A 23,374-nucleotide genomic window follows, 5' to 3' on the forward strand; every position below is an offset into this window, starting at 1 on the left:
CGACGCATTCGCAATATGGGTTCAGCGTTTCGGACGCTGTTCACGCTGGTATAGCCCGCGCTGCGCCGACGATGCCTTTGCGCGCCGGTCAAACTCCTTTGCCGGTTCGCCAGATGATGGGGAGGGGCCGGTGACGGAGGTCGACGTGATGGAGGCGGACTGCCCGCTCCGCTGGCGGGATCTGGTGGCGCGCGGCAACCGCGGGGAGAGGCGCTGCCGGCCATCGTGCCGTCGCTCGATCCCGACGACATCGTGCTGCGCGGCCGGTTCCGCATGGAGATGCTGCGCAGCGGCCTGTCGCTACATGCCACCGACGCGGTCGATCTGCGCGACATGACGACGGCCGCCGCCGCCGGGCCGGGTCTGACGGTGGCGCTGTTCCTGCGCGGGGAGGTGGACATCTCGCTCGGCGAGCGCCGCTACGCCCTGTCGGCGGCGCGCGAGCCGGTGCTGTTCCTGCTGTCCCGCACCGAGGAGGACCGGTTCCAGCGCCGGGCGATGCGCGGCAACCGGGTGCGCAAGATCACGCTGGGCCTGCCGCCGGACTGGCTGGATGGCGACGGCTGCGCGTCGGCCGGTCCGGCGGCGGGGGAGGGCGGCCTGCAGCGCTTCCGCCGGACCCATGGCGCCAGCCTGATGCTGCGGCCGACGGCCCGGCAGGTGGCGCTGGCGGAACGGCTGACCGGCCCGATCGCCTGCCCGCCGATGCTGGAAAGCCTCTATCTGGAAAGCCACGCGCTGGAGATCGTCGCCGATGCGCTTGGCATGGTGGACATGCCCGCCGCCAATCCCTTGAGCAGCCGGGACCATGCCCGCCTGCGCATCGCCTGCGACTATCTGGAAAGCCGCGACCCCGACGACGACGCGCCGCTGCGGCTGGAGGAGGTTGCCCGCCATGCCGGGATGAGCGTCAGCACGCTGCACCGGCTGTTCCGCGCCGGCCATGGCATGTCGGTGTTCGAGTATGAGCGGGCGCGGCGGATGGAGCGGGCGCGGGCGGCGCTGGAATGCGAGGGCGTCAGCGTGACGGAGGCGGCCTATCTCGCCGGCTATTCCAGCCCGGCGAATTTCGCCACCGCCTTCAAACGGCGCTTCGGCCGCTGCCCGCGGGAAGCGCGGGCGACCCGCATCGCCCTTCCATCGGCCGCGGGCAGAAGTTGAATCACGATACGGGCTGATATCCGCAGAAGTTGCTTTCGAAAAGGAAAGTGACCGGCAAAGAAAATGGGCGGATCCGCGGTGAAGCGGATCCGCCCGAGGCGAGGAGACTGAAATCGGCGCCCGAACGTGCCTGCAAAGGCGCCGGCGTTCCGGCGGCCCGGCTGCGCAAAGCTGCGCGACCGGGCCGTCCGAACCGAGCGTCTCCTATCCCGTTGGTCCCTGTGTCCTCGTCACCCCGCGATCAGGCCGCGAAGCTGCCGGTTGGCGACCGCCAGCATGGCGAGGTCGACTGCCGGCTGGGCCCGCAGTTCGGCCAGAAGCTGCTCGACACGCTCCACTACGAGGCTGCGGCTGGCGATCCAGGCATCGACCGCCGCGGCCTCGTCGCCTTCGCTCTCCAGCACGCGGATGGTCAGCGCGCTCTGGTGGGCGAATAGGTCGTCGATGATCGCGGCGACCGCCTGACGCTGCCAGTGGTTGTCCACCTTGGCGCCGCTGGCGCGGTCGCGCAGCCATTCCAGGCCGAAGCGGCGGCCCAGCCCGAAATAGACCGAGGCGACGCCTTCCACCGCGCGGCCGGTGCGCTCGGCGATCCGCACCAGATCCGGGGCGGCGGCCAGCACCGGCAATGCTGCGACCCGGCGGGCCAGATCCTCCGGCACGCCCTGGGCGGTGGCGTCGGCGACACGGGCGGCGAGGCGGGAGGATTCCTCGGCGTCGAGGAAATGATCCAGCCCGGCGGCCAGGGTCTCCACCCCCGGACGGAAGGCGGCGGATTCGCGGCCCAGATCCAGCGGGTGCGGGCTGTGCGCCAGGAACCACGCCACCGCACGATCCATCAGATGGACGGTCTCCAGCATCAGCGTGGTTTGCAGGGCGGCCGGAACGAGATTGTCCAGACCGTCGATGGCATCCCACAGCGGGCGCAGCTGGAACACGTCGCGGGTGATGGCATAGGCGCGGGCGACGTCCGCCGGTCCGAGGCCGGTCTTCTCCACCATGTCGCGGACGAAGGTGGGGCCGACGCGGTTGACCAGGCTGTTGGTGACGGCGGAGGCGATGATCTCGCGGCGCAGACGGTGGCGGAAGATCGCCTCGCGATGGCCGTCGCGCAGCGGCTGCGGGAAGTAGCGCAGCAGATCCTCGACCGTTGCCGGATCGTCCGGTAGTTCGGACGCCAGCAGGTCGTCGTACAGCGTGATCTTGGCATAGGCCAGCAGCACCGCCAGCTCCGGCCGGGTCAGGCCGCGGCGCTCGGCCATGCGCTGGGCCAGCTCCTCGTCGGTCGGCAGATACTCGATGGCGCGGTTCAGGCGGCCGCTGCGCTCCAGGTTGCGGATGAAGCGCGACTGCGCCTCCAGCAGGGCAGCGCCTTGCGCCTCGGCGATGGTCAGCGCGCCGGTCTGCCGGTAATTGTCGGCCAGCACCAGCCCCGCCACCTCGTCGGTCATCGCCGACAGCAGGGTGTCGCGCTGCTTCAGCGTCATGTCGCCCCGCGCCATGACGTCGCCCAGCAGGATCTTGATGTTCACCTCATGGTCGGAGGTGTCGACGCCGGCCGAATTGTCGATGGCGTCGGTGTTCAGCCGCACGCCCTTGCCGTCGCGTCCCTTCTGGGCGGCTTCGATGCGGCCGCGCTGGGTGACGCCCAGGTTGGCGCCTTCGCCGACCACCTTGGCGCGGATCTGGCCGCCATCGACGCGCAGGGCGTCGTTTGCCTTGTCGCCGGCTTCGGCATTGGTTTCGGTCGAGGCCTTGATGTAGGTGCCGATGCCGCCGAACCACAGCAGGTCGACCTCCGCCGTCAGCAGGCGGCGCATCAGCTCGGTCGGCGACAGGTGGGTCTGCTCGATGCCGAAGCGGGCGCGGACCTCCGAAGACAGCTCCACCGTCTTGGCGCTGCGTTCGATGATCATGGCGCCGCTGGACATCCGCTTGCGGTCATAGTCGGCCCAGGAGGAGCGGGGCAGGGCGAACAGCCGGTTGCGCTCCTCCCAGCTGGTCTCGGCGTCGGGATCGGGGTCGAGGAAGATGTGGCGGTGGTCGAAGGCGGCCAGCAGGCGGATGTGGCGGGACAGCAGCATGCCGTTGCCGAACACGTCGCCCGACATGTCGCCGACGCCGACCACGGTGAAGTCGGTGGTCTGGATGTCGGTGCCCATCTCGCGGAAATGGCGCTTCACCGATTCCCAGGCGCCGCGGGCGGTGATGCCCATCGCCTTGTGGTCGTAGCCGGCCGAGCCGCCCGAGGCGAAGGCGTCGCCCAGCCAGAAGCCATGGTCGACCGACACCCCGTTGGCGATGTCGGAGAAGGTGGCCGTGCCCTTGTCGGCGGCGACCACCAGATAGGGATCGTCGCCATCATGGCGCACCACGTCCTTCGGCGGCACGACGGAGCCGTCGGCGGCCAGATTGTCGGTGATGTCCAGCAGGCCGCGCATCAGCGTCTTGTAGCACTCGATGCCTTCGGCGAGCGCCGCCTCGCGGCCGGCGCTGGGGGGCGGCGGACGCTTGACGACGAAGCCGCCCTTGGAGCCCACCGGCACGATGACGGTGTTCTTCACCATCTGCGCCTTCATCAGGCCCAGGATCTCGGTGCGGAAATCCTCGCGCCGGTCGGACCAGCGGATGCCGCCGCGGGCGACCTTGCCGCCGCGCAGATGGACGCCTTCCATGCGCGGGCTGTAGACGAACACCTCCACCCACGGGCGGGGCAGCGGCAGCTCTTCGATGGAGCCGCTGTCCAGCTTGAAGGACAGGTGGGGCTTCGGGCCGCCGCCGGCGGCGGTCTGGTAGGCGTTGGTGCGCAGCGTGGCGCGGATCAGGTTGGCGAAGCGGCGCAGGATACGGTCGTCGTCCAGGTTGGTGACGGCGTCCAGCGCGTCTTCGATCTGTTCCAGCACCGGCGCCTCGTCGGCGCGGTTGGCCGGGTCGAAGCGGGCGGCGAACAGGCGGGCCAGCAGGCGGGCGATCTGCGGATGGCCGGCCAGCGTCGCCTCGATGGTGTCCTGGGCGTAGGCGAAGCGGGCCTGCTTCAGGTACTTGGCATAGGCGCGCAGCACGACCACCTCGCGGCCGGTCAGGCCGGCGCGCAGGATCATGCGGTTGAAGCCGTCATCCTCCATCCGGCCGTCCCAGACGTCGGCGAAGGCATCCTGGAAGGTCTGCTTGACCTTGACGCAGTCCACCGGCAGGCCGGTCTGGGTGCGGGCGGTGAAATCGTGGATCCATACCGAAGGCACGGACGCGCCGCCGGCCGGGCGGACCTCGTAGGGTTGTTCGGTGATGACCTTCAGGTCCATGTGCTCCAGCATCGGCAGCACGTCGGACAGCGGCACCGGCCGGCCCTGGTGGTAGATCTTGACGTGCAGCTCGTCGCTGTCCGCCTCCAGCGGGTGGAACAGCACGATGCCCAGCCGCTGTTCGGCCAGCACCCGTTCGATGCGGTCGATGTCGTGGACGGCGGCTTCGGCGGTGAAGGTCTCGCGGTAGCCGGCGGGGAAGGCGTCGGCATAGCGGCGCAGGCGGGCGTTGCCGGTCTCCTCGCCATGCGCCTCGACCAGCGCGTCGCGCAGACGGTCGGCCCAGCTGCGGGAGACCTGGACCAGCCGCGCCTCGATCTCGCTGATGTCGGCGGGCGGGATCTTGCCCGGCTCCGTCTTCACCATCAGGTGCAGGCGGGCGAGCGCGCTGTCCGACAGCTGGGTGAAGTAGGAGGTGCAGGTGCCGTGGAAGGCCGTTTCCAGCACGCCCTGGATCTTGCGGCGCAGCGCGGTGTCGTAACGGTCGCGCGGCACGAAGACCAGCGCCGAGACGAAGCGTTCGAACGGGTCGCGGCGGACGAACAGGGCAAGGCGCTGGCGTTCCTGCAGGTGCAGGATGCCGAGTGCGGTCTCGAACAGCTCGTCCGACGGGGTCTGGAACAGCTCGTCGCGCGGATAGGTCTCCAGGATGTTCAGCAGCGCCTTGCCGTCATGGCCCGACGGGTCGAAGCCGGCGCGGCCCATGACGCGGGCGACCTTGCGGCGCAGGAACGGGATCTCGCGCGGGCTGCGGTTGTAGGCGACGGAGGTGAACAGGCCGACCGCCAGCGTGACGCCGACCACCTTGCCGTCCCCGTCGAAGCGCTTGACCAGGATGGCGTCCAGCGGGACCGAGCGGTGCACGGTGGCCTGCCGGGTGCCCTTGGTCACCAGCAGCGCCCGCGGCTGGTGCAGGAAGGCGCGGATTTCCTCCGGAAGGACGGCGGCATGGCCGTGTTCGTCGAACACGGTGATTTCCGGGTCGCGCAGCACGCCCAGCCCGCTGCCCTCCACCAGCTCCAGCCAGGGTTCGCGGCCTTCCCCGCCGACGGTGGCGATGTAGAGGCGGCTGCCCAGCAGGGTCATGTTGCCGTCGTCGACCCAGGTCAGGAAGTCGGCGGCCTCCTTCGATTCCTCGGCGTCGGGGGCGTGGGCGATGTCGTCGCGGGCGGCGCGGACGCGCTCGCGCATCGGGTTCCAGTCCTCCACCGCGGCGCGGACGTCGGCCAGCACCCGCTCGATGCCCTCGCGCAGGCGGGCCTGGGCGGCCGGGTCCGACAGCGGGTCGATGGAGCAGTGCATGAAGGATTCGTCGCGGGCGCCGTCCTTCTCCTCACCGGGCTCCAGCAGCTCGACGATGCGGCCCTCGGCGTCGCGGACGACGCGGGTGACGGGATGGATGATGAGATGGACGGTGACGCCCTGCCGGTTCAGCTCCGCCGTGACGGAATCGACCAGGAAGGGCATGTCGTCGTTGACGATCTCCACCACCGAGCGTTCGGACTGCCAGCCATGCTCGTCCAGCCGCGGCGCATAGACCCGGACCTTGGGCTTGCCGGGCGTGCGCTGCTGTGCCCATTGCCACATCGCGAGCGCGGCGCCGTAAAGCTGTTCCGGCGTGCCGCGCAGCAGGTCGTCGGGGGGCACGTTGGCGTAGAAGCGCTTGACGAAGCGCTCCGCCCGCGCGTTCGGAACCCGGCTGCGCACCAGCTCGGCCAGCTGCTGCCGCAAGTCGCCTGCCAGATCCTTCGTCGCCGTCCGCATGATGGTGGATGTCTCCTCTCGGGGTTTTCTTTGGATTGGTAGTACCAAACCCGTTTCGACAATTCGACGGCAAATAAACGGCAGGATTTCTGACCAAGCGGCGATTCGCACCCCTTTCGGGGTATTTCTCCAAAGATTCGGACAACCCAGTGACATATTCGCCGAATTTATCCATAGCCCGTTCACATCCCCGCCATCGCCGCTCCACCCGCGGCACCGCGGCAAAGACGCACAGTGCCCTTCTGCCGCACCTCTCGGTGGTCGCGGAGCGGTCGGGGGGCCGGCGAAGCCGAATCGATTCGTATGCTTCGGCGGTCCGCCGGCAAAATGGCGGAAATCCTGGAAAGTGGCGCGGAAAGAAGGTCAGCGGGACTGACCGAATGGTGGATTCGTTCTCCGCCGTGACATCGCGCGGCGGTCATCAGGTGGAATGCGGGAGTTCGCGGCAAGATCGGAACGAATGTGGGGGCGCGCACCGCTTCGGCGCCCAGGCCCCGACACCGATCGATTGTTCGCCGCTCCAACCAATTGCAGATTTTTCATTCGGCTATTTCCGGGCCGCTCCCATTCTTGGAAAGCGGCTGCAGCTTGTCCGTTGCGCGAGGAGTTTCCTCGTCGTCGCGGCGCGGACAGGCATGGCCGCGCAAGTATCAAGTCGGCATTTGCCTTCCGGAGAAGGAAAAGGCGTGGATATAGAATTCCTCATAAGCCTCGCTCTTGTGCAGGGCATCACCGAGTTCTTGCCGGTCAGTTCGTCCGGCCATCTGGTTCTCGCGTCGCAACTGACGGGATGGGCCGATCAGGGCCAGACGATCGACATCGCCCTGCATGTCGGCACGCTGGGCGCCGTCATCGCCTATTTCTGGCGGGACAGCCTGGCGATGAGCCGGGGCGGGTGGGACCTGCTGCGGGGCCGGTCGACGGAGGCGCGCCGGCTTTGCCTGCTGCTGGTCGTCGGCACGCTGCCGGTGGTCATCGCCGGCTTCCTGTTGCATGGCCTGATCGCCGACCATCTCCGCAGCATCGGGGTCATCGCGGCGACGACCATCGGCTTCGGCCTCCTGCTGTACATCGCCGACGCACGTGGAGGCCAGACGCGGACCGTCGCCGGCATGAGCCTGAGCCATGCCGCGATCATCGGCGTCGCGCAGGTGTTCGCGCTGATCCCCGGCACCAGCCGGTCCGGCATTACCATGACGGCGGCGCGGATGCTGGGCTATGACCGGGAAAGCGCGGCCCGCTTCTCCATGCTGCTTTCCATCCCGACCATCCTCGCCGCGGGGGCGCTGGCGACGGTTCAGGTGATGATGGCGGGCGACGGCGAAACGGTGGGGTGGGACGCGCTGCTCGCGGCCGGTCTCGCCTTCGTCGCCGCCTTCCTCACCATCGGCGGTCTGATGGCCTGGGTGCGCCGCGCCAGCCTGACGCCGTTCGTCATCTACCGGCTGCTGCTGGGCGGGGCGCTGCTGTTCGTCCTCTACGCCTGAGTGGTCAGCAGTAAAAAATGCTCAATGAGCAAACAATCAGCCGGCAATCCAAGTAGTCATGTGTTTCGGCCACCCGTGGGTTGCGCGGTTTGCGCTTCTGGTATTTGGTATACCAGGATATCTTTTTCCTCGTGAACACATGGAGGCAATCATGACCTACGCGACCGTTTCGGACTTCCACTCGAAGAACGGCTTCTCATCCTTCGTCCAGGCCTTCAAGTCCTTCATGACTGCCTGGTGCGACAAGTCCCGCCTGTACGGCCCGCTGTAAGGCCGGCCGCGCGTGAGCGAGGCTCCAGGGTTGCGAAGACGGCCTCGCGCTCCGGGCCGCATGGCTTGCCCGGCGAGGCAGTCCGTTGAAAGTGCCAAGGAATGGGTCGTGACCATGTCGCGGCCCATTCGTGTGTTTGGGCTGCCTTTCTGGCAGTCCGCCGCCTGAAGGCGGTCCCACTCAGTCCGTCGTCCGGCAGACGGACATGAAGGGGCGGGCGATGCGCCGCGGCGGCCGGTTCATGTTGGCCGGGCGGCCCAGAGCCCGGATGGACCCGGCGAAGCTGTCCGGGGCGCGGAACTTCTGCCACACCGACGTCAGGACGGAAGCGGCGACGGTCGCGGCGAAGGTGGCGAGGCAAAGCGCAACGGCGAGTGAGATCGGCTCCAGAAACATGGCATCCCTCGGGTGCTTTGCGTTCTGCGTTCGGTTCGGAGCGCCGCGGACCCGATCCCGCAGCCCCGACCTCAGGACTGGACATGCCCGATCAACAGACGACCGGGCAATTCGGCGCATCGCCGCACCCACCTTGACCGTAAGTATACACGATTTTAATCCCGAAACGGCCGCTTGTTTTCTCGAAGCGGAAAAGCCGGCCGGCGGCGGGAAATCGCCCGGCCGGGACTCTGACGGACGGGGTGCCGCGGTCCATATACGGAAAATCCGGCAGGGATCGCCGCAGTGCGGCGGCAGCGTCGGCATTTCATTGCTTGGTTGTGGAAACGCAACCTCCAGGCTGCAAAAGGCCCGAGGGCCGCCGCTGTGCAGGCGGAGAACTCGCGCGCAAAAAATGGCAACTCGAAGAGGAAGTTCAGGCTTCCTCCGAGTTGCCATGTCCTGTTTGTGCCGATCTGCAGATATGCAGAGTGCAATCGCAAATAAAAATTCGCACGAGAAGTGAAGGCTGTCCCGTCCCCTGTCGGGACAGCCTTCTGGGAGGGACTTTGACGTGTGGCTCAAACACGCCAAGTCGCGAGTCATATAGGCTATATTATTCGATATGGCAACAACTGAATCTTTGTTCGGCAGCATCTTCAGAGTAGCTGCTGCTGTATTGCTGTACGCATGACGAATGATTTTAATCCCGGTGATTTTGAGATTTTTTTGTTGGTGAAAAACGCTGGATGAGGGCGGATATTTTTCCCTACGTGTATCTGATATTTGGCATACCAAACATGTTCGCAGCGGAACGGTTGCCCGCTGCCCCCGAACCAGGGTCGGGAAGGATCCATGCGGAACTGAGCCAATGGACCTCGATCGGTTCAACGATCACTGCAGGGAGGGACAGGGAATGAGCATCAGCTCGACAAACAGCGCGGCAATCGCCGTCGATGGGGTGTATGACGGCACCGCCGCCAACGGCGGGGGCGCCAAGAAGGAAATCCGGCTGGAGGCGCCGGGCACAGGGTTCATGGACACCTGGAAGGCGATGGGGCCGGGCATCGCGGCGGCGATGACGGGCATCGGCGCCAGCCACATCATGCACGCGCCGACCGCCGGCGCCCGCTTCGGCTACGATCTCCTGTGGGTGATCCTGGCCGCCTACATCATCAAGTATTGCGCCTTCGAGTTCGCCCACCGCTACACGATGGTGAAGGGCGAGACCATCATCAACGCCTACCACCGCGTCGGCACCTGGCCGCTCTGGTTTATGATCTTCCAGGGCCTCGCCAACACCGTCGGCATCGCCGGCCGCGCGCTGGGCTGCGCCGCCCTGATGTGGGCCGCCTTCCCCTTCATGCCGATGGAGGCGTGGGCCGTCACCATTCTTGTCGGCACCGTCGCCATCCTGTGGCTGGGCAGCTACAAGGCGGTCGAGGGCATCTGCAAACTGCTGATCATCATCTTCGCCGTCTCCTGCTTCGTGGCGTTCGCGCTGCAGGCGCCGCCGCCGGCCGAATATCTGTCGCGCCTGCTGCCGACGCTGCCGCCGGTCGGTGCGATGCTGCTGTTCGGCGCCATGTTCGGCTATTTCCCCACCACGCTGGAAGTTGCTCCCATGCAGTCCAACTGGGCGGTGGACAAGAAGGCCGGCATGGTCAAGGTCAACGAGATGCGGGCCCAGGGGCACACCGTGCACATGGACCCCGACTACATGAAGAAGAGCCTGATCCTGTTCAAGCGCGACATGAACATCAGCTACATCATCTCGATGCTGTCGGGCATGGTGTTCCTGATCGTCGGCGCTGCGGTGCTGAACCCGATGGGGCTGGTGCCCAAGGGCAGCGAGATGGGCACGACGATCGCGCGCATCTACACCGACACCTTCGGCGCCTGGATCTTCCCGGTCATCATCGCCGGCGGCGTGGCCGCCCTGTTCTCCACCGTCTTCACCTACTTCGACGGCCAGGCGCGCATCTTCGAGGAATGCGCCGTGCGGCTGAAGCGGGACTGGGACAACCCGCGCATGCGCAAGCTTCTGTACCGCGGCATGCAGGTGCTGTGGCTGGTGGCGGGCATCGCCGTGGTCTTCGGCCTGCCGGAGCCGATCTTCGTGGTCCAGGTCGCCTCGGTGATGGCGCTGGTCTTCTCGCCGGTGCTGTTCTGGCTGACCATCAAGGCGGTCAAGGACAACTTCACCTCCGACTTCGAGCGTGAGCTTCTGCCGAGCAAGTTCCAGTTCGCCTGGGCCTGGGCCGGCACGGCCAGCCTGGTCCTGCTGACGCTCTACGTCCTCTACTACCAGTTCCTGACCTGACCGCCGGGCCTGATCGCCGGGCCTGATCGGTGGGGCCGTCTGGGAACGCGGCTTATGGCGCCCCGGGGAAGGCACTCCGGGGCGTCATGCCCTGTTATTCATCCGAACGCACCCATATAAACCCGAACATCCTGCCCGCGGCATAATGGCTGGCATGGAACCGCTCTGACGGAAATCGTATAAGGACAGAATTCCATGGTGGAAAAGACGCAACCCTCTCGCCCGCGCCCGATTTCCATTTTCAGGGAATTCATACAAAGCGAAGCGTCGGGTGGCATTCTCCTGATGATCGCGGCGGCGCTTGCCCTGATCGTTGCCAATTCCCCCCTGTCGGGCGTCTATTTCGACACGCTGCACAGCTATGTGCTGGGCCTCAGCATCGGGCATTGGGTCAATGACGGCCTGATGGCGGTGTTCTTCCTGCTGGTCGGCCTGGAGATCAAGCGGGAGATGCTGGACGGCCAGCTTTCCACTTGGTCGCGCCGGATCCTGCCGGGCGTGGCGGCGGCCGGGGGCATGCTGGTGCCCGCGCTGATCTATGTGGCGTTCAACAGCAGCGATCCGGAAACGATCCGCGGCTGGGCCATCCCGGCGGCGACGGACATCGCCTTCGCCCTGGGCGTCCTGTCGCTCCTCGGGCCGCGCGTGCCGACCTCCCTCAAGATCTTCCTGACCGCCCTGGCCATCATCGACGACCTCGGCGCCGTCATCATCATCGCCCTGTTCTACACCGCCGACCTGTCGATGCCGGCCCTGGGCGCGGCGGCGCTGATCCTGGCGGCGCTGATCGCCCTGAACCGCTTCGGCGTCCAGAGCCTGTTGCCCTACCTCGTCCTCGGCGCCGGCCTGTGGGGCGCGGTCCTGCTGTCGGGCGTCCATGCCACGCTGGCGGGCGTCACGCTCGCCCTGACGATCCCGCTGCGCCCGGCCCCCGGCAAGCCGGACGACATGCATTCGCCGCTGCACCGGCTGGAGCACGGCATCCACGGCTGGGTGGCCTTTCTGATCGTCCCCGTCTTCGGCTTCGCCAACGCCGGCGTGTCCTTCGCCGGCATGGACGCGTCGATCCTGACGGGCACCCTCCCGCTGGGGATCGCGCTCGGCCTGTTCCTGGGCAAGATGGTCGGGGTGTTCGGGACGGCCTGGCTGACCATCCGCCTGGGCTTCGCCGACATGCCGGCCGGGGCGAACATTGCGCAGCTCTATGGCGTCTCCCTGCTGTGCGGCATCGGCTTCACCATGAGCCTGTTCATCGGCGCCCTGGCCTTCCCGACCTCGCCCGAACTCGGCGACGCGGTCAAGGTCGGCGTCTTTGCCGGGTCGCTGCTGTCCGCGACCGCCGGCGCCCTGGTTCTGCGCTTCCTGTCGGGCAAGGCCGACGCCGAGGCGCTTCCCTACGCCAAGGCCGACCGGAACGCGGCGTAACGGCCGCCGCATCGGCCCTCGCTTCGGCCGAAAGCGGGATGCTGCAAGGCCACATTGTGACGGCGGGCCGCATCGTCCAAACTGATCCCGGCCGAACCGATCCTGAACGGTGAGGCCGGGCAATCGGGGAGGATGCGGCATGGCCCAGCCGGATCGCGACAAGGCCGGACACAACGGCGGGACAGGCCCGATGGCGGGCGTGGACCGCCGTCTTCTTGTGGTGACGCTGGCCCTGGCGCTGCTGACCCTGCTGGCGGTGCTGGACCATCACCGGCCGACGCCGGGTTCGGCGCCGCCGGTCGAATGGCGTCTGCCCGCGGTCGAACTGCCGCAGTCGGTGCCGATGGCGAAGGCGCCCAGCCTGCGCCGGGACGAGCTGCTGGGCGCCGACTGACGCTTGGCCGGCTGGCCGGTCAGCCGACCGGCAAGCTGTCGCTTCCCTCGCCCAGCGGGCGTTCCATCAGCACGCCGTCCAGCCAGCGGCCGAACTTGAAGCCCACCGCCGGCAGCACCCCGACCGGACGGAAGCCGCAGGCGGCGTGCAGCCCGATGGAACCGTGGTTGGCGCTGTCGCCGATGGCCGCGATCATCCGGCGGTATCCCGCCGCCGCACACATCTCGATCAGCGGGTCCATCAGCGCCCGGCCGATGCCGCGCCGGCCCATGCCGTCGGCGACATAGACGGAATTCTCCAGCGTGAAACGATAGGCGCTGCGGGTGCGGTAGGGCCCGGCATAGGCGTAGCCGGCGAGCTGCCCCTCGCACTCCGCCACCAGATAGGGCAGGCCGCGGCCGAGGATGTCGGCGCGCCGCCGCGCCATCTCCGCCTCGTCCGGTGGAACCTCCTCGAACGACGCGGTGCCGTGCAGGACATGGCGGGCATAGATCGCGGCGATGGCGGGAATGTCGGCGTCGGCGGACGCCCGCACGATGATTGCAGGCATGAGTTTCAACTCCGGTGAGGACGGTCGGCGGGAAGAAGAAGGGCGCAGACGGTCGCCAACCCGCCGCCGACGCCGAGAAGCGCGAAACCCCAGCCCCAGGGGGAGCCGTCCATCTGGCCGCCCATGCCGCCGGCCTGGTCCAGCACCAGCCCGACCGCCAGCGGCGCGGCCCCGCCGGCACCGAAGCCGAGGATGGAGCGCACGGCCAGCGCCGCCCCCAGGCTGCCCGGCTCGACCGATTCCGTCATCGCCGTGGACAGGACGGGGGAATCGCCCAGCGCCGAGAAGCCGTAGAGGGCGGCCATCGCCAGCACCAGGACCAGTGGCATCCCGTCCATCCAGCCGATGGTGAAGGAACAGGCCGCGCCCAGCAGCCCCATCGCCACCAGCACCGCCCGCCGGCCCAGCCGGTCCGACGCCCGCCCCATGGTCAGCGACGACAGGAAGCCCGAGAGATGGATGGCCGCGGCGATCCACAGACCGCGGATGCCGGCGCCTCCGGAATCCGCAAGGCTGGCGGTGAGGAAGGCCGGAAGCCAGGCCCACATGCCCAGCAGTTCCCAGCAATGGGTGGTGTAGCCGGCGGTCAGCAGAAAGGAGCGGCGGTCGGCCAGGAAGCGGAAGGCGCCGCGCAGCCGCCGCGCCCCCCGCCGGCAACCAGATTGGCGCGCCCGCGCAGCCCCGGCGTGGCGAGCAGCGCCGCCAGCAGCGGCCCCAGCCCGCAGGCGATGAAGGCGGCTTCGTAGCCGATCCGCTCGGCCAGCGATGCCGCGAGTGCAATGGAGGCGAAATATCCCAGCGACCCCGCCGCCAGCAGCCAGCCGACCGCCGCCCCGCGCCGGGCGGCCGGCACGCCCTGCGCCACCAGCATGATGGAGGGGGCGTAGGTGCCGCCCTGGGTCAGTCCCACCAGCGCGAACAGCAGCAGCCCGCTTTCCGGCGAGCGGGCGAAGAAGGCGAAGGCGAGGCCGGTCAGCGCCGTCGCCCAGCTCGCCCACAGGAAGACGCGCTTGGCGCCCAGGCTGTCGGCGAACCAGGAGGAGCCCACCAGCGACAGGGCATAGCCGATGTTGAAGGCGGTCTGGATCGACCCGGCTTCCCCCGCCGACATGCCCCAGGCCTGCATCGCCGGCACCAGCGCGCCGGCATAAACCATGAAGGACAGCGAGGTGGCGAAGCGGCTGGCGCACAGCAGCACGAGCCATGTGGAGGGAGAGGCCGGGGAGGCGCCAGGGGAGGGAATTGCTGCGGTCGTCATGGCCCCACCGTCGCGGACCGCCGTGGAAAAGGCAAATTTATTGATTTGATCGGAATCATAAGGAAAGCTGGAGGTATGCGCGGCCTGAACCTCGACCAGCTCATCACCTTCGCCACCGTCGTCGAGCATAGCGGCTTCACCGAGGCGGCCAGCCGGCTCGGTCTGACCCAGCCGGCGGTCAGCATGCAGATACGCAATCTGGAGGAACGCTTCGGCGTGCGTCTGGTGGAGCGGGTCGGCAAGCGCGCCCTGCCGACCGCCGCCGGACGCGACCTGCTGCCCTTCATCCGCCGCATCCGCGACGAGGCGGAGGCGGCAGCCGCCGCCATGGGGCGCCACCGCGCCGGGCAGGCGGGGCGCGTGCGCATCGGCACCGGCGCCACCGCCTGCATCTACCGCCTGCCGCCGATCCTGACCGCGCTGCGCGCCGCCCATCCGGGGCTGGAGATCATCGTCGTCACCGGCAACACGCCCGACATCCTGGATGCGGTGGAGGCGGGGACGCTGGACCTCGCGCTGGTCACGCTGCCCGCCGTCCGCGCCGGCCTGTCCATCGAACCGGTGTGCAGCGAGGAACTGGTCTGCGTCGGGCCGATCGGCGGAGATGGGGAGCCGGCGGCGCCGGAGGGCATCGCGCCGGCGGCGCTGGCGGACGGGGCGCTGATCCTCTACGAGCGCGGCGGCACCATGCGGGCGGTGATCGACGGCTGGTTCCTGGCCGGCGGCGTGCAGCCGCGCCCCGCCATGGAACTCGGCAATGTGGAGGCGATCAAGAACCTCGTCGCCGCCGGGCTGGGCCGGTCGATCCTGCCGTCGGTCACCGTCCAGGGGCCGGGCGACCACGACCGTTTCGCGGTCCAACCGCTGTCTCCGCCGCTGGTCCGCACGCTTGGGTTGGTGTTACGGCGTGACAAAGTGCCCGATCCCGGCGTACGGGCAATGGTCAGGGCGATTGCGGATATGCGGTATCGATAAAGATAAAATTGCCGACATTTTAATCATCAGGACTATTTCCTTTGGATGGTTTACAGGGGCTTTCGGCATTGCGCACTCTTGCTTTCTGAGACTTTCGTTTTTCTTGGGCGCCTATGACCAAGCCTCAGTCCCTCCCGAACGAGCCCGCAACCAGCCGGAAGGGGAGCGGAGCGGACCCGAACGCCCAGCCGGCTACGCCGCCCGCGTCGCGGGTGGAGGAGCTGGAGCAGGAGAATTCGCGGCTGCGGGCAGCGCTCGCCAACGCCTGCAGCGGCTGTGACGACCTGCTGACGGTCACCGCGCTCAACGAGGATCTGCGGACCGCCTTCGACGCCCTGGAACACAGCCGCGCCGCCCATGCCGACAGCGAAAGGCGGCTGCGCGCCATCCTGGACAGCGCCGTCGGCCACGCCATCTTCACCCTGGCGCCGGACGGACGGGTGACCAGCTGGAATCCCGGTTCCGCCCGCATCCTGGGCTGGACGGAGGAGGAGGCGCAGGGCCGGCCGGTCGCCTTCCTGTTCCCGCCGGAGGACGTGGTGGCCGGCGTGCCCGACGCGCTGAGGCTGCGGGCGCTGGCCGAAGGACGCATCCAGGAAGAGCGCGCCTTCCGCCGCCGCGACGGCGCCACGGTCTGGGGAGCGCTGACCATCCTGCCGCTGCAGGGCGAGGAGGAGGGCTATCTGTGGATCCTGCACGACCGCTCCGACGAGCGGCGGATGGAGGAGGCCATCGCCGACGCGCGCAAGCGCGCCACCGACATCCTGGACAGCATCGACGAGGCGCTGGTGGCGCTCGACCGCGATTACCGGGTGATCTACCAGAACCGGCGGGCCGAGCAGCTCGACCACCAGCCCTTATCGGCGATGCGCGGCCGCCGCCTGTGGGAGATCTGGCCGCAGCTCGCCGGCTCCGACCTGGAGGCGCTGTGCCGCCGGACCATGACGGAACGGGAGCCGACCAGCATCGAGAAGCGGCTGGACGGCGAGGACACGACGCTGTGGCTGGAGGTCCGCTTCCTGCCGACGCCGGAGGGGGTCGGCTGCTTCTTCCGCGACATCACCATGCGCAAGCGCGCGGAGGAGGAGGCGCGCGCCTCGCACGAACGGACGGTCACGATCCTGGAGAGCATCAGCGACGCCTTCTATGCCGTCGATCACGACTGGCGCTTCACCTACATCAACCGCAAGGCGGAGCAGCTGTGGGGCCGCTGCCGCGACACCCTGCTGGGCCGCCGCATCTGGGACGCCTTCCCCAAGGTGCTGGGCAGCGAGGCGTTCGAGGCGCAGAAGCAGGCGGTGCGCGAAGGGCGCGAGATGACCGTCGAGGTGAAGTCGCCCATCCTCGGCGACTGGGTCGAGATCAGCATGTATCCCAGCCCGGACGGGCTGTCGGTCTATTTCCGCGACATCACCGCCCGCCGGCAGGCGCAGCAGGCGCTGATGCAGGCGAAGGAGACGGCGGAGGCGGCCGACCAGGCCAAGGGCAAGTTCCTGGCCGCCGCCAGCCACGACCTGCGCCAGCCGCTGCAGGCGCTGCTGCTGTTCGTCGACGTGCTGAAGCCCCATGTTCAGGGCCCCCAGGGCGCCAACGCGCTGATGCATCTCGGCCGCGGGCTGGACGCGCTGAAGGAGCTGCTCGACAGCCTGCTGGACATGTCGCGGCTCGACGCCGGGGTGGTGCAGCCGAACATCGAGACCGTCTCCATGGCTCCGCTGTTCGACCACATCGCCGCCTCGTACCGGCCGGTCGCCGCGGCCAAGGGGCTGGAGCTTCAGGTCCGGTCCTGCAACGCCGCCGCTCGCACCGACCGCACGCTGCTGACCCGCATGGTGCGCAATCTGGTGGAGAACGCCCTGCGCTACACCGAGAGCGGCCGGATCGACATCGAATGCCGGCAGACCGGCGGCCGGCTGCTGATCGAGGTGCGCGACACCGGCATAGGCATCCCGCCCGACCATCTGGAACGCATCTGGGAGGAGTTCCATCAGGTCAGCAACCCGGAACGCGACCGCAACCGCGGGCTCGGCCTCGGGCTCGCCATCGTGCGGCGGCTGTCGCAGCTGCTGAACCATCCCGTGGACGTGCAGTCGAAGCCGGGGCAGGGGACCAGCTTCGTCATCGCCCTGCCGCTCGGCCGGGCGGTCGAACGGCCGCTGACCCCGGCGGAGGCGGCGACCACCGGCGACGGCCGCTTTGCCGTGGTGGTGGACGACGACGCCATCGTGCTGCTGGGTCTGGAAACGATCTTCCGCGAATGGGGCTATGAGGTGCTGGTCGCCGGCTCCGCCGAAAAGGCGGTGGAGGCGCTGCGCCGCAGCGGCCGCCGTCCCGATCTGGTGGTTGCCGACTACCGCCTGCGCGAGGGTCGTTTCGGGACGGAGGCGGTCGCCGGCATCCGCAAGCTGTTCGAGGAGGCGGGCGGGCCGCCGGTGCCCGGACTGATCCTGACCGGCGAAACCGGCCCGGAGTGCGAACGCGACGCCGCCGCCCATGGGCTGGGCATCATCCACAAGCCGGTGACGCCGCGCCAGCTCAGCCACGCGCTGGGCGAGCTGCTGGGGCTGCGGTAATTCCGGAAATGGGGCCTGATTTCGTCACCCCGGCTTGGTGAGGAAGGCGGTCAGCTCCTTCTCTGCGGCCGTCACATGGTCGATCACGATGGCGCAGGCTGCATCGGCGTCGCCGCTCCGGCAGGCGGCGAGCAGGGCGTGATGGTCGTCCTGGGAGCGTGACTGGTAGCCGAGCGCCACGAACTGGAAGCGCAGATAGCGGTCGGCGGCGGCCAGATGCTGCTCCACCAGCGCCAGCAGGCGCGGCCGGCCGGCGCGGGCGTAGAGCGTCATGTGGAAGCGGCGGTTCAGCTCCCCCATGCTGCCCGGATCGGCCTCCCCGTCCATCTCCGCCAGCAGGTCGGCCGCCAGGGTCAGATCCTCCGCCGTCAGCTTCGGCAGCGACAGCCGCAGCGCCGCCGGTTCCAGGGCGGTGCGGATGGTGCCGATGTCGGCCGAATCCTCGGCGGAGATCGCCGCCACCACGGCACCCCGGTGGGGGTGGAACTCCACCAGCGCACGCGCCTCCAGCTGGCGCAGGGCCTCGCGCACCGGCATGCGGCTGACGCCGAAGGCGGCGGCCAGCTCCTCCTGCCGCAAGGGCGCGCCGGCGGGCAGCGTGCCGCCCAGGATCGCCTCGCGCATCGCCGCCTCGACGAATTCGGTCGCCGTCCGGAAGCGCGGGCGGTTGCGGGCGATCACCGCGGTCAGGTCGGGGGCGGGCGTTTCCGGATTGTGGGGCATGCGGGGACCCGGAGTTGACGGAGGGAAGAGCGGGGCGAGAAAACCACTTGCGCGGATATTGGATCCAATCTAACGATTTTCCTCTCCTCTGTCACGCATCGGAAAGGACCGGACATGCCCGGCTCGCCTCCCGACCAGTCCGCCGCTGCCTCGTCCTCCGCCGCCCGGACGGCTGCCGCCCCGACGCCGTCCAGCCTGTCGCTCCAAGCGCTCGCCACCGGGTTTCTGGTGGCGCTGGTCGGCTATGCCGGTTCGGTCGCGGTGGTGATCCATGGGCTTTCGGCGGTCGGGGCGGACACGGCGCAGATCGCGTCCGGCCTGGTGGCCGTCGGGCTCTCCATGGGGCTTTCGGCGGTCTGGCTGGCATGGCGGCAGCGCCAGCCGATCAGCATCGCCTGGACCACGCCCGGCATGGCGCTGCTGGCGGCGACCGGGCCGGTGGCCGGCGGTTTTCCTGCGGCGGTCGGCGCCTTTCTGACGGTGGCGGCGCTGGTCATGGCGACGGGGCTGTGGACACCGCTCGGCCGCTGGATCGCGGCGATTCCGAAGCCGCTGGCCAACGCCATGCTCGCCGGACTGCTGCTCAAGCTGTGTCTGGCGCCCTTGCTGGCGATCGGAGCGGCGCCGGGGCTGGGGCTGCTGGTGCTGGCGACCTGGGCGGTGGTCGGACGGTTCGCCCGCTTCTACGCCGTGCCGGCGGCGGTCGCCGTGGCGCTGGCGGCGATGGCGCTGGACCCGCCGCTGTCGGGCGCGCTGCCCGCCGATCCCTGGCCGTCGCTGGTGGCGGTGACGCCGGTCTTCACCTGGGAGGCGCTGATCGGGCTGGCCCTGCCGCTGTTCGTCGTCACCATGGCGTCGCAGAACATCCCCGGTCTGGCGGTGCTGGCGACCTTCGGCTACACGCCGCGGGTGGCGCCGGCCTTCCTGACGACCGGCCTCGCGTCGGCCCTGACGGCGCCGTTCGGGGCGCCGACGGTCAATCTGGCGGCGATCACCGCGGCCATGTGCGCCGGTCCCGACGCCGACCCGCGGCCCGAGCGGCGCTGGCAGGCGGCCGTCGCCGGCGGTGTCGGCTATGTCCTGCTGACCGCGGTCGCGGCGGTCACCGCCGCGCTCGTCACCCGGTCATCCCCCATCCTGATCGAGGCGGTTGCCGGTCTGGCGCTGATCGGCGCCTTCGGCGGCTCGCTGCTCGCCGCCCTGCAGGTGGAGGAGGAGCGTATCCCGGCGCTGGTCACGCTGCTGACCACGGCGTCGGGACTGTCCTTCTTCGGGATCGGCTCGGCCTTCTGGGGCCTGCTGTTCGGCGGGGCGATGCATCTGCTGCACCGGCGGCGCCCCGCCGGAACGTGAGGCGTCAGCCCTGCTCGATCAGGTCGGCGCAGGCGTTCACCGCGGCGGCGGCGTAGGGACGGATGCGCGCCGGGATCTGCGATGGGTTGATGCCCGGCCCGAGGATGCCGACGCCCACCGGCTTCATGAACTGAAGCTGCAGGTCGATCAGGCTGCGGATCACCGCATGTCCCATGACGTTGCCATGTTCGGTCTCGCCCCGTTCGATGATGCCCAGCGCCACCGCGCCGGCGACGTCGTCGCGCATCAGCAGGCGCTTGATCGCCAGCGGCTTTTCCATCGAACCGGGAACCCAAACCTCCGCGACGATGCCGAGGCCGCGGCGGGCGGCGACCGCGCGCGCCTCGTCCAGCATCTCCTCCCCTTCCTTGCGGTGGAACCGTCCAAGCACGATGCCGATGTTGCTCACCCTCTGTCTCTCCCCTGATGTGCGGCCTGAAGAACCTGCGCCCAAACTGTCGCGTCGCCGCGTAAAGCGCAAGGGGTGTCGCCAGTTAGAAAATTTCCGGTCATCCTCATAAGATTTCCATCCGGCTTTCCCATGAAGATCCTGTCTTCCGCCCGCCAGGATCAAGGCTTTGGCGAAAGATAAGACGCTGTGGTCAAGGTTAAGTTTTGCATACGGTTCGTTCCCGACTGCGGCAGGCCGTCGCAGCGTGCTACAAATCGGAACAAATTGCTCGCCGCGGCCTGTGTTGCGACCATGTAATAATGGACGGGTGGGGTTCGTGCCGGTCCCGGCCTGACGGGTGGCGCGGCCGTAGCAGATCGGTCAGGCGACTCCGGAACGGCAATCATGTTGAAGGGTGCGATCGAATACGCGCCGTCGACCTTCGAGGAACGGGGGGCCGCGGTGGCCTTCACCACGCCGCTGCTGTCCCAGACCCGCGTGCGCCGCGGCGAACGGTCCAAGCTGGAGGTGCTGATCCCCAGCCTGTCGCAGGGCATGGGCATCTATGTGGTCGCCTGGAAATCGGTGCCCGATATGGTGTCGATGACCATGCACGACCGCTATCTCCACGACCTGATCGTGAAGGAGGACGCCTGTTCCCCGCACGAGATCAGGCGGGCGACGCTGAAGGCGGCGCGGCGCGGGCTGGCCGGGCCGAAGGCGGCGCAGGCCGCCCGCCGCGCCTTGGAGGAGGACGAGGAGCAGGGCACCCTCACCCATTACCTGCTGATCCTGTCCATCCTGAAGGCCGTGGGGCTGGAATCGCCGGAGATGCTGAAGGCCGGCATCGACACCGACGAGGGGCAGCGGCTGACCCGTCAGCTGATGACCCGCGCGGCGGAAAGCCTGCGGATGGACGCGACCCTGCTCTATTCCCGGCTGGCCGACATCGCCGCGGTCGTCGCCCCGGTCGGGCTGGCGCGCTCGCCCAAGCCCGGCCGGCTGATGCGCGGCCTGACCGACCTGAAGGGCTTCCGCGACAGCCTGACCGAGTGGGCACGCGAGGTGCCGAGCGACGCCGCCCCGGTCGCCGCCTTCTGCGCGGAGGTGGCGCAGCACACCATCGCCATCGGCGACAAGGTTCTGGGCGACTTCCACGGCCGCATCGAGGCGATCGGCCCGCTGATGCGCGATTGGGACAGCGAGATCGTCCGCGTGCGCGCCCAGGCGGCGCGGATGGCGTGGCTTCTCGACGGCTGGAGCCACATCACCGGGGCCTGGGAGGTGGCGCAGACCGAAGACCAGCACCAGCAGGCAGCGACCGTCAACGACCTGTTCCGCATCCTGCCCTTGCTGCCGAGGAAGGAGTCCAGCCGCGACTTCGTGCAGGACTCCAAGCAGGTCAAGCTGGCCCACCGTCGCTCCGTCCGCATGCTGGAGGACTGGCGCACCGGCCAGATGGACATGGACGCCATCCGCCGGATCGAGGCGGTGAAGGCGCGCGCGCCATGACCGGCCCGGGAGTGGAGAAGGGAGCGGAGAAGGGCGCGGACGGACCGGGCAAGGCCGACCGGCTGCCGGGGCTGGAGAGCCGGCTGTTCGACATCCCCGAGGACAAGTTCATCGAGGTGGTCCGCCTGCTGGAGCGGGTGCGCGACCATCCCGACGTGCGCCAGACCTTCGCCGCGATCCGCCCGCGGCTGGTGCAGGTGCGGCCGGGCCGCCGGCCGACGATCAAGCGTGTCCTGTGCATGCCGTTCGAGGATGTGCTGGAAAGCTTCAGCGGGGTCGAGGTGCCGCTGGGGCGCATCGAACGGCGGGTGATCGAACCGGTCTGGCGGCTGGTGACGGAATGCGGCGACACCGCCCTGATCGACCAGCTCGACCGGCAGGTGCAGGAGACGGCGCCCGGAAACCTCAACGCCCTGCGCAACATCGGCCGCCGGCTGTGGCCGATGGCTGCCCAGGCCATTCGAGGGTCGGTGGAGCAGGACGGCTCGCGCCAGCTGGTCTGGCGGCTTCTGCACGGCGACGAGGACCTGCGGCGGCAGGTTCTGGACGTCGCCGCCTTCCTCGACCTCGGCCTGACGGTGGAGGCGCTGAAGGATGCGCTGGCGCCCAAGCCGCTGCCGGGGCTCGACGACCGTCATGTGGACGCCATCGAACAGGCCGCCCAGGTGGCGGCGCGCCAGTCCCCGGCGCTGGTCTATTACCTGCTGCTGGTCGCCGCCTCCCGCCTCGGCACGCCGGCCGACCTGCTGACGGTTCTGAACGACATCGACCTCGGCAAGGCGCGGCGGGAACAGCCGGTGATCTTCGCCCAGCTGAGCGGGCTGGTCGTCACCAACCTGGAGGAGCGGACCGCCCGCCTGGACGGGAACGGTTACGGCAACGGCCATGGGGCCGGGCCGGACGGGACCGCCGTCGCCATCGCTCCGGAGGAGGCCATCGCCATCGCCGAACGTCTGGTCGCCAGCGTCGCCACCACCTCCGCCGTCATGGATTTCCTGGCGGAGCCGGTCTATCGCGAGCGGCTGGAGGCGGTGAAGGCGGCGGTGCGGACGATGGTGACCGGCAGCGTCCTCGACACCGCGCCCGCCGGCATCCTGACCGCGGTGGCGGCGCCTGCCGAAACCGGCCGGCCGGTTGCCGTCGACGAGGACGCCCAGACGGCGGCGGAGGACCATGCCCGCGCCCTGCGCCGCTGCGAGGGGCTGGCCGACGCGCTCGGCCTGCACCAGCCGCTGAAGGACGCCATGGCGTCGATGGAAAAGGGTCTGCTGGAGCGGGCGCACGCCCTGCTGGCGCAGTATCCCAAGGCCGCCGGCGACCCGGACGACGCGGAGACGGCGGAGATCAACCTGTTCTACGCCCTGCGCCTGCTGGAAATGGTCGCCGGCCCCGCCAAGGCCGACCAGCTCCGCACCGCCATCATGGCCGCGACGGGCGAGTTCGAGGGGGAGTAGGGGGGATGTTCCCTCTCCCGCCCCGGGAGAGGGAAGGGGCCCAAGCAAAGCTTGGGAAGGGTGAGGGGTAAAGCAAGGATCAA

At 68.9% G+C, this 23,374-nt stretch carries 17 protein-coding genes; 10 read left to right on the forward strand and 7 right to left on the reverse strand.

The genetic code is table 11. The features are described 5' to 3' along the window. Positions 1-225: 225 nt before the first annotated feature. Positions 226-1,161, forward strand: a complete 936-nt coding sequence (locus AB8P05_RS20200) for a helix-turn-helix transcriptional regulator (protein ID WP_472760616.1) — start codon at positions 226-228, stop codon at positions 1,159-1,161. 230 nt (positions 1,162-1,391) lie between these two features. On the opposite strand, the gene AB8P05_RS20205 is transcribed toward AB8P05_RS20200, so the two are convergent. Further along, the gene (locus tag AB8P05_RS20205; protein ID WP_472760617.1) at positions 1,392-6,227 is read right to left on the reverse strand and encodes an NAD-glutamate dehydrogenase; all 4,836 of its coding nucleotides are present in this window, start codon (positions 6,225-6,227) and stop codon (positions 1,392-1,394) included. Between the two features lie 686 nt (positions 6,228-6,913). Here AB8P05_RS20205 and AB8P05_RS20210 point away from each other — a divergent pair. Beyond that, on the forward strand, positions 6,914-7,714 hold the full coding sequence (locus AB8P05_RS20210; protein ID WP_472760618.1) for an undecaprenyl-diphosphate phosphatase: 801 nt from the start codon (positions 6,914-6,916) through the stop codon (positions 7,712-7,714). Positions 7,715-8,165: 451 nt separating this feature from the next. Here AB8P05_RS20210 and AB8P05_RS20215 read toward each other — a convergent pair whose 3' ends face one another. Next, positions 8,166-8,381 (reverse strand): hypothetical protein, encoded by a 216-nt coding sequence (locus AB8P05_RS20215; RefSeq protein WP_472760619.1) that lies wholly within the window; start codon positions 8,379-8,381, stop codon positions 8,166-8,168. Between the two features lie 895 nt (positions 8,382-9,276). Between AB8P05_RS20215 and AB8P05_RS20220 the strand changes: the two genes are divergently transcribed. From AB8P05_RS20220 to AB8P05_RS20230, 3 genes are all read left to right on the forward strand, one after another. Further along, positions 9,277-10,683 carry an Nramp family divalent metal transporter gene (locus AB8P05_RS20220; protein WP_472760620.1) on the forward strand — a complete coding sequence of 469 codons (1,407 nt, stop codon included), beginning with the start codon at positions 9,277-9,279 and terminating at the stop codon, positions 10,681-10,683. Between the two features lie 195 nt (positions 10,684-10,878). Beyond that, positions 10,879-12,108: a Na+/H+ antiporter NhaA gene (gene nhaA, locus AB8P05_RS20225; RefSeq protein ID WP_472760621.1), complete on the forward strand. Its 1,230-nt coding sequence runs from the start codon at positions 10,879-10,881 to the stop codon at positions 12,106-12,108. Between the two features lie 139 nt (positions 12,109-12,247). Beyond that, the gene (locus AB8P05_RS20230) at positions 12,248-12,502 is read left to right on the forward strand and encodes a hypothetical protein (RefSeq protein WP_472760622.1); all 255 of its coding nucleotides are present in this window, start codon (positions 12,248-12,250) and stop codon (positions 12,500-12,502) included. 19 nt (positions 12,503-12,521) lie between these two features. Here the strand turns inward: AB8P05_RS20230 and AB8P05_RS20235 are convergent, their stop codons facing one another. The 3 genes from AB8P05_RS20235 to AB8P05_RS20245 are packed head-to-tail and all read right to left on the reverse strand — an operon-like array spanning position 12,522 to position 14,310. Beyond that, the gene (locus tag AB8P05_RS20235) at positions 12,522-13,052 is read right to left on the reverse strand and encodes a GNAT family N-acetyltransferase (protein ID WP_472760623.1); all 531 of its coding nucleotides are present in this window, start codon (positions 13,050-13,052) and stop codon (positions 12,522-12,524) included. A 5-nt stretch (positions 13,053-13,057) separates the two neighbouring features. Beyond that, positions 13,058-13,600 (reverse strand): MFS transporter, encoded by a 543-nt coding sequence (locus AB8P05_RS20240; protein WP_472760624.1) that lies wholly within the window; start codon positions 13,598-13,600, stop codon positions 13,058-13,060. A gap of 38 nt (positions 13,601-13,638) precedes the next feature. Then, positions 13,639-14,310 carry an MFS transporter gene (locus AB8P05_RS20245; protein WP_472760625.1) on the reverse strand — a complete coding sequence of 224 codons (672 nt, stop codon included), beginning with the start codon at positions 14,308-14,310 and terminating at the stop codon, positions 13,639-13,641. 75 nt (positions 14,311-14,385) lie between these two features. Here AB8P05_RS20245 and AB8P05_RS20250 point away from each other — a divergent pair, with 75 nt between their 5' ends. Together AB8P05_RS20250 and AB8P05_RS20255 are read left to right on the forward strand one after the other, a co-directional pair. Then, a complete protein-coding gene (locus tag AB8P05_RS20250; protein ID WP_472760626.1) occupies positions 14,386-15,285 on the forward strand; it encodes a LysR family transcriptional regulator in 900 nt (299 codons plus the stop codon). Positions 15,286-15,398: 113 nt separating this feature from the next. Beyond that, positions 15,399-17,858, forward strand: coding sequence for a PAS domain-containing protein (locus AB8P05_RS20255; RefSeq protein WP_472760627.1), 2,460 nt, complete (start codon positions 15,399-15,401; stop codon positions 17,856-17,858). Positions 17,859-17,882: 24 nt separating this feature from the next. Here AB8P05_RS20255 and AB8P05_RS20260 read toward each other — a convergent pair whose 3' ends face one another. Beyond that, complete coding sequence (locus AB8P05_RS20260; protein WP_472760628.1) at positions 17,883-18,581, reverse strand: GntR family transcriptional regulator; 699 nt, start codon at positions 18,579-18,581, stop codon at positions 17,883-17,885. A 114-nt stretch (positions 18,582-18,695) separates the two neighbouring features. Between AB8P05_RS20260 and AB8P05_RS20265 the strand changes: the two genes are divergently transcribed. Continuing rightward, entirely contained in the window at positions 18,696-19,934 is a 1,239-nt protein-coding gene (locus tag AB8P05_RS20265) for a benzoate/H(+) symporter BenE family transporter (RefSeq protein WP_472760629.1), read from the forward strand. A gap of 4 nt (positions 19,935-19,938) precedes the next feature. Here the strand turns inward: AB8P05_RS20265 and AB8P05_RS20270 are convergent, their stop codons facing one another. Further along, complete coding sequence (locus AB8P05_RS20270; RefSeq protein ID WP_324865607.1) at positions 19,939-20,343, reverse strand: 6,7-dimethyl-8-ribityllumazine synthase; 405 nt, start codon at positions 20,341-20,343, stop codon at positions 19,939-19,941. 387 nt (positions 20,344-20,730) lie between these two features. Here AB8P05_RS20270 and AB8P05_RS20275 point away from each other — a divergent pair, with 387 nt between their 5' ends. After that, positions 20,731-21,837: a hypothetical protein gene (locus AB8P05_RS20275; RefSeq protein WP_472760630.1), complete on the forward strand. Its 1,107-nt coding sequence runs from the start codon at positions 20,731-20,733 to the stop codon at positions 21,835-21,837. Then, positions 21,834-23,291, forward strand: coding sequence for a hypothetical protein (locus AB8P05_RS20280; protein ID WP_472760631.1), 1,458 nt, complete (start codon positions 21,834-21,836; stop codon positions 23,289-23,291). The genes AB8P05_RS20275 and AB8P05_RS20280 overlap by 4 nt, the downstream gene beginning before the upstream one ends. Positions 23,292-23,374 lie beyond the last annotated feature (83 nt).

It is taken from the genome of Azospirillum sp. VT-I1, assembly GCF_055698305.1.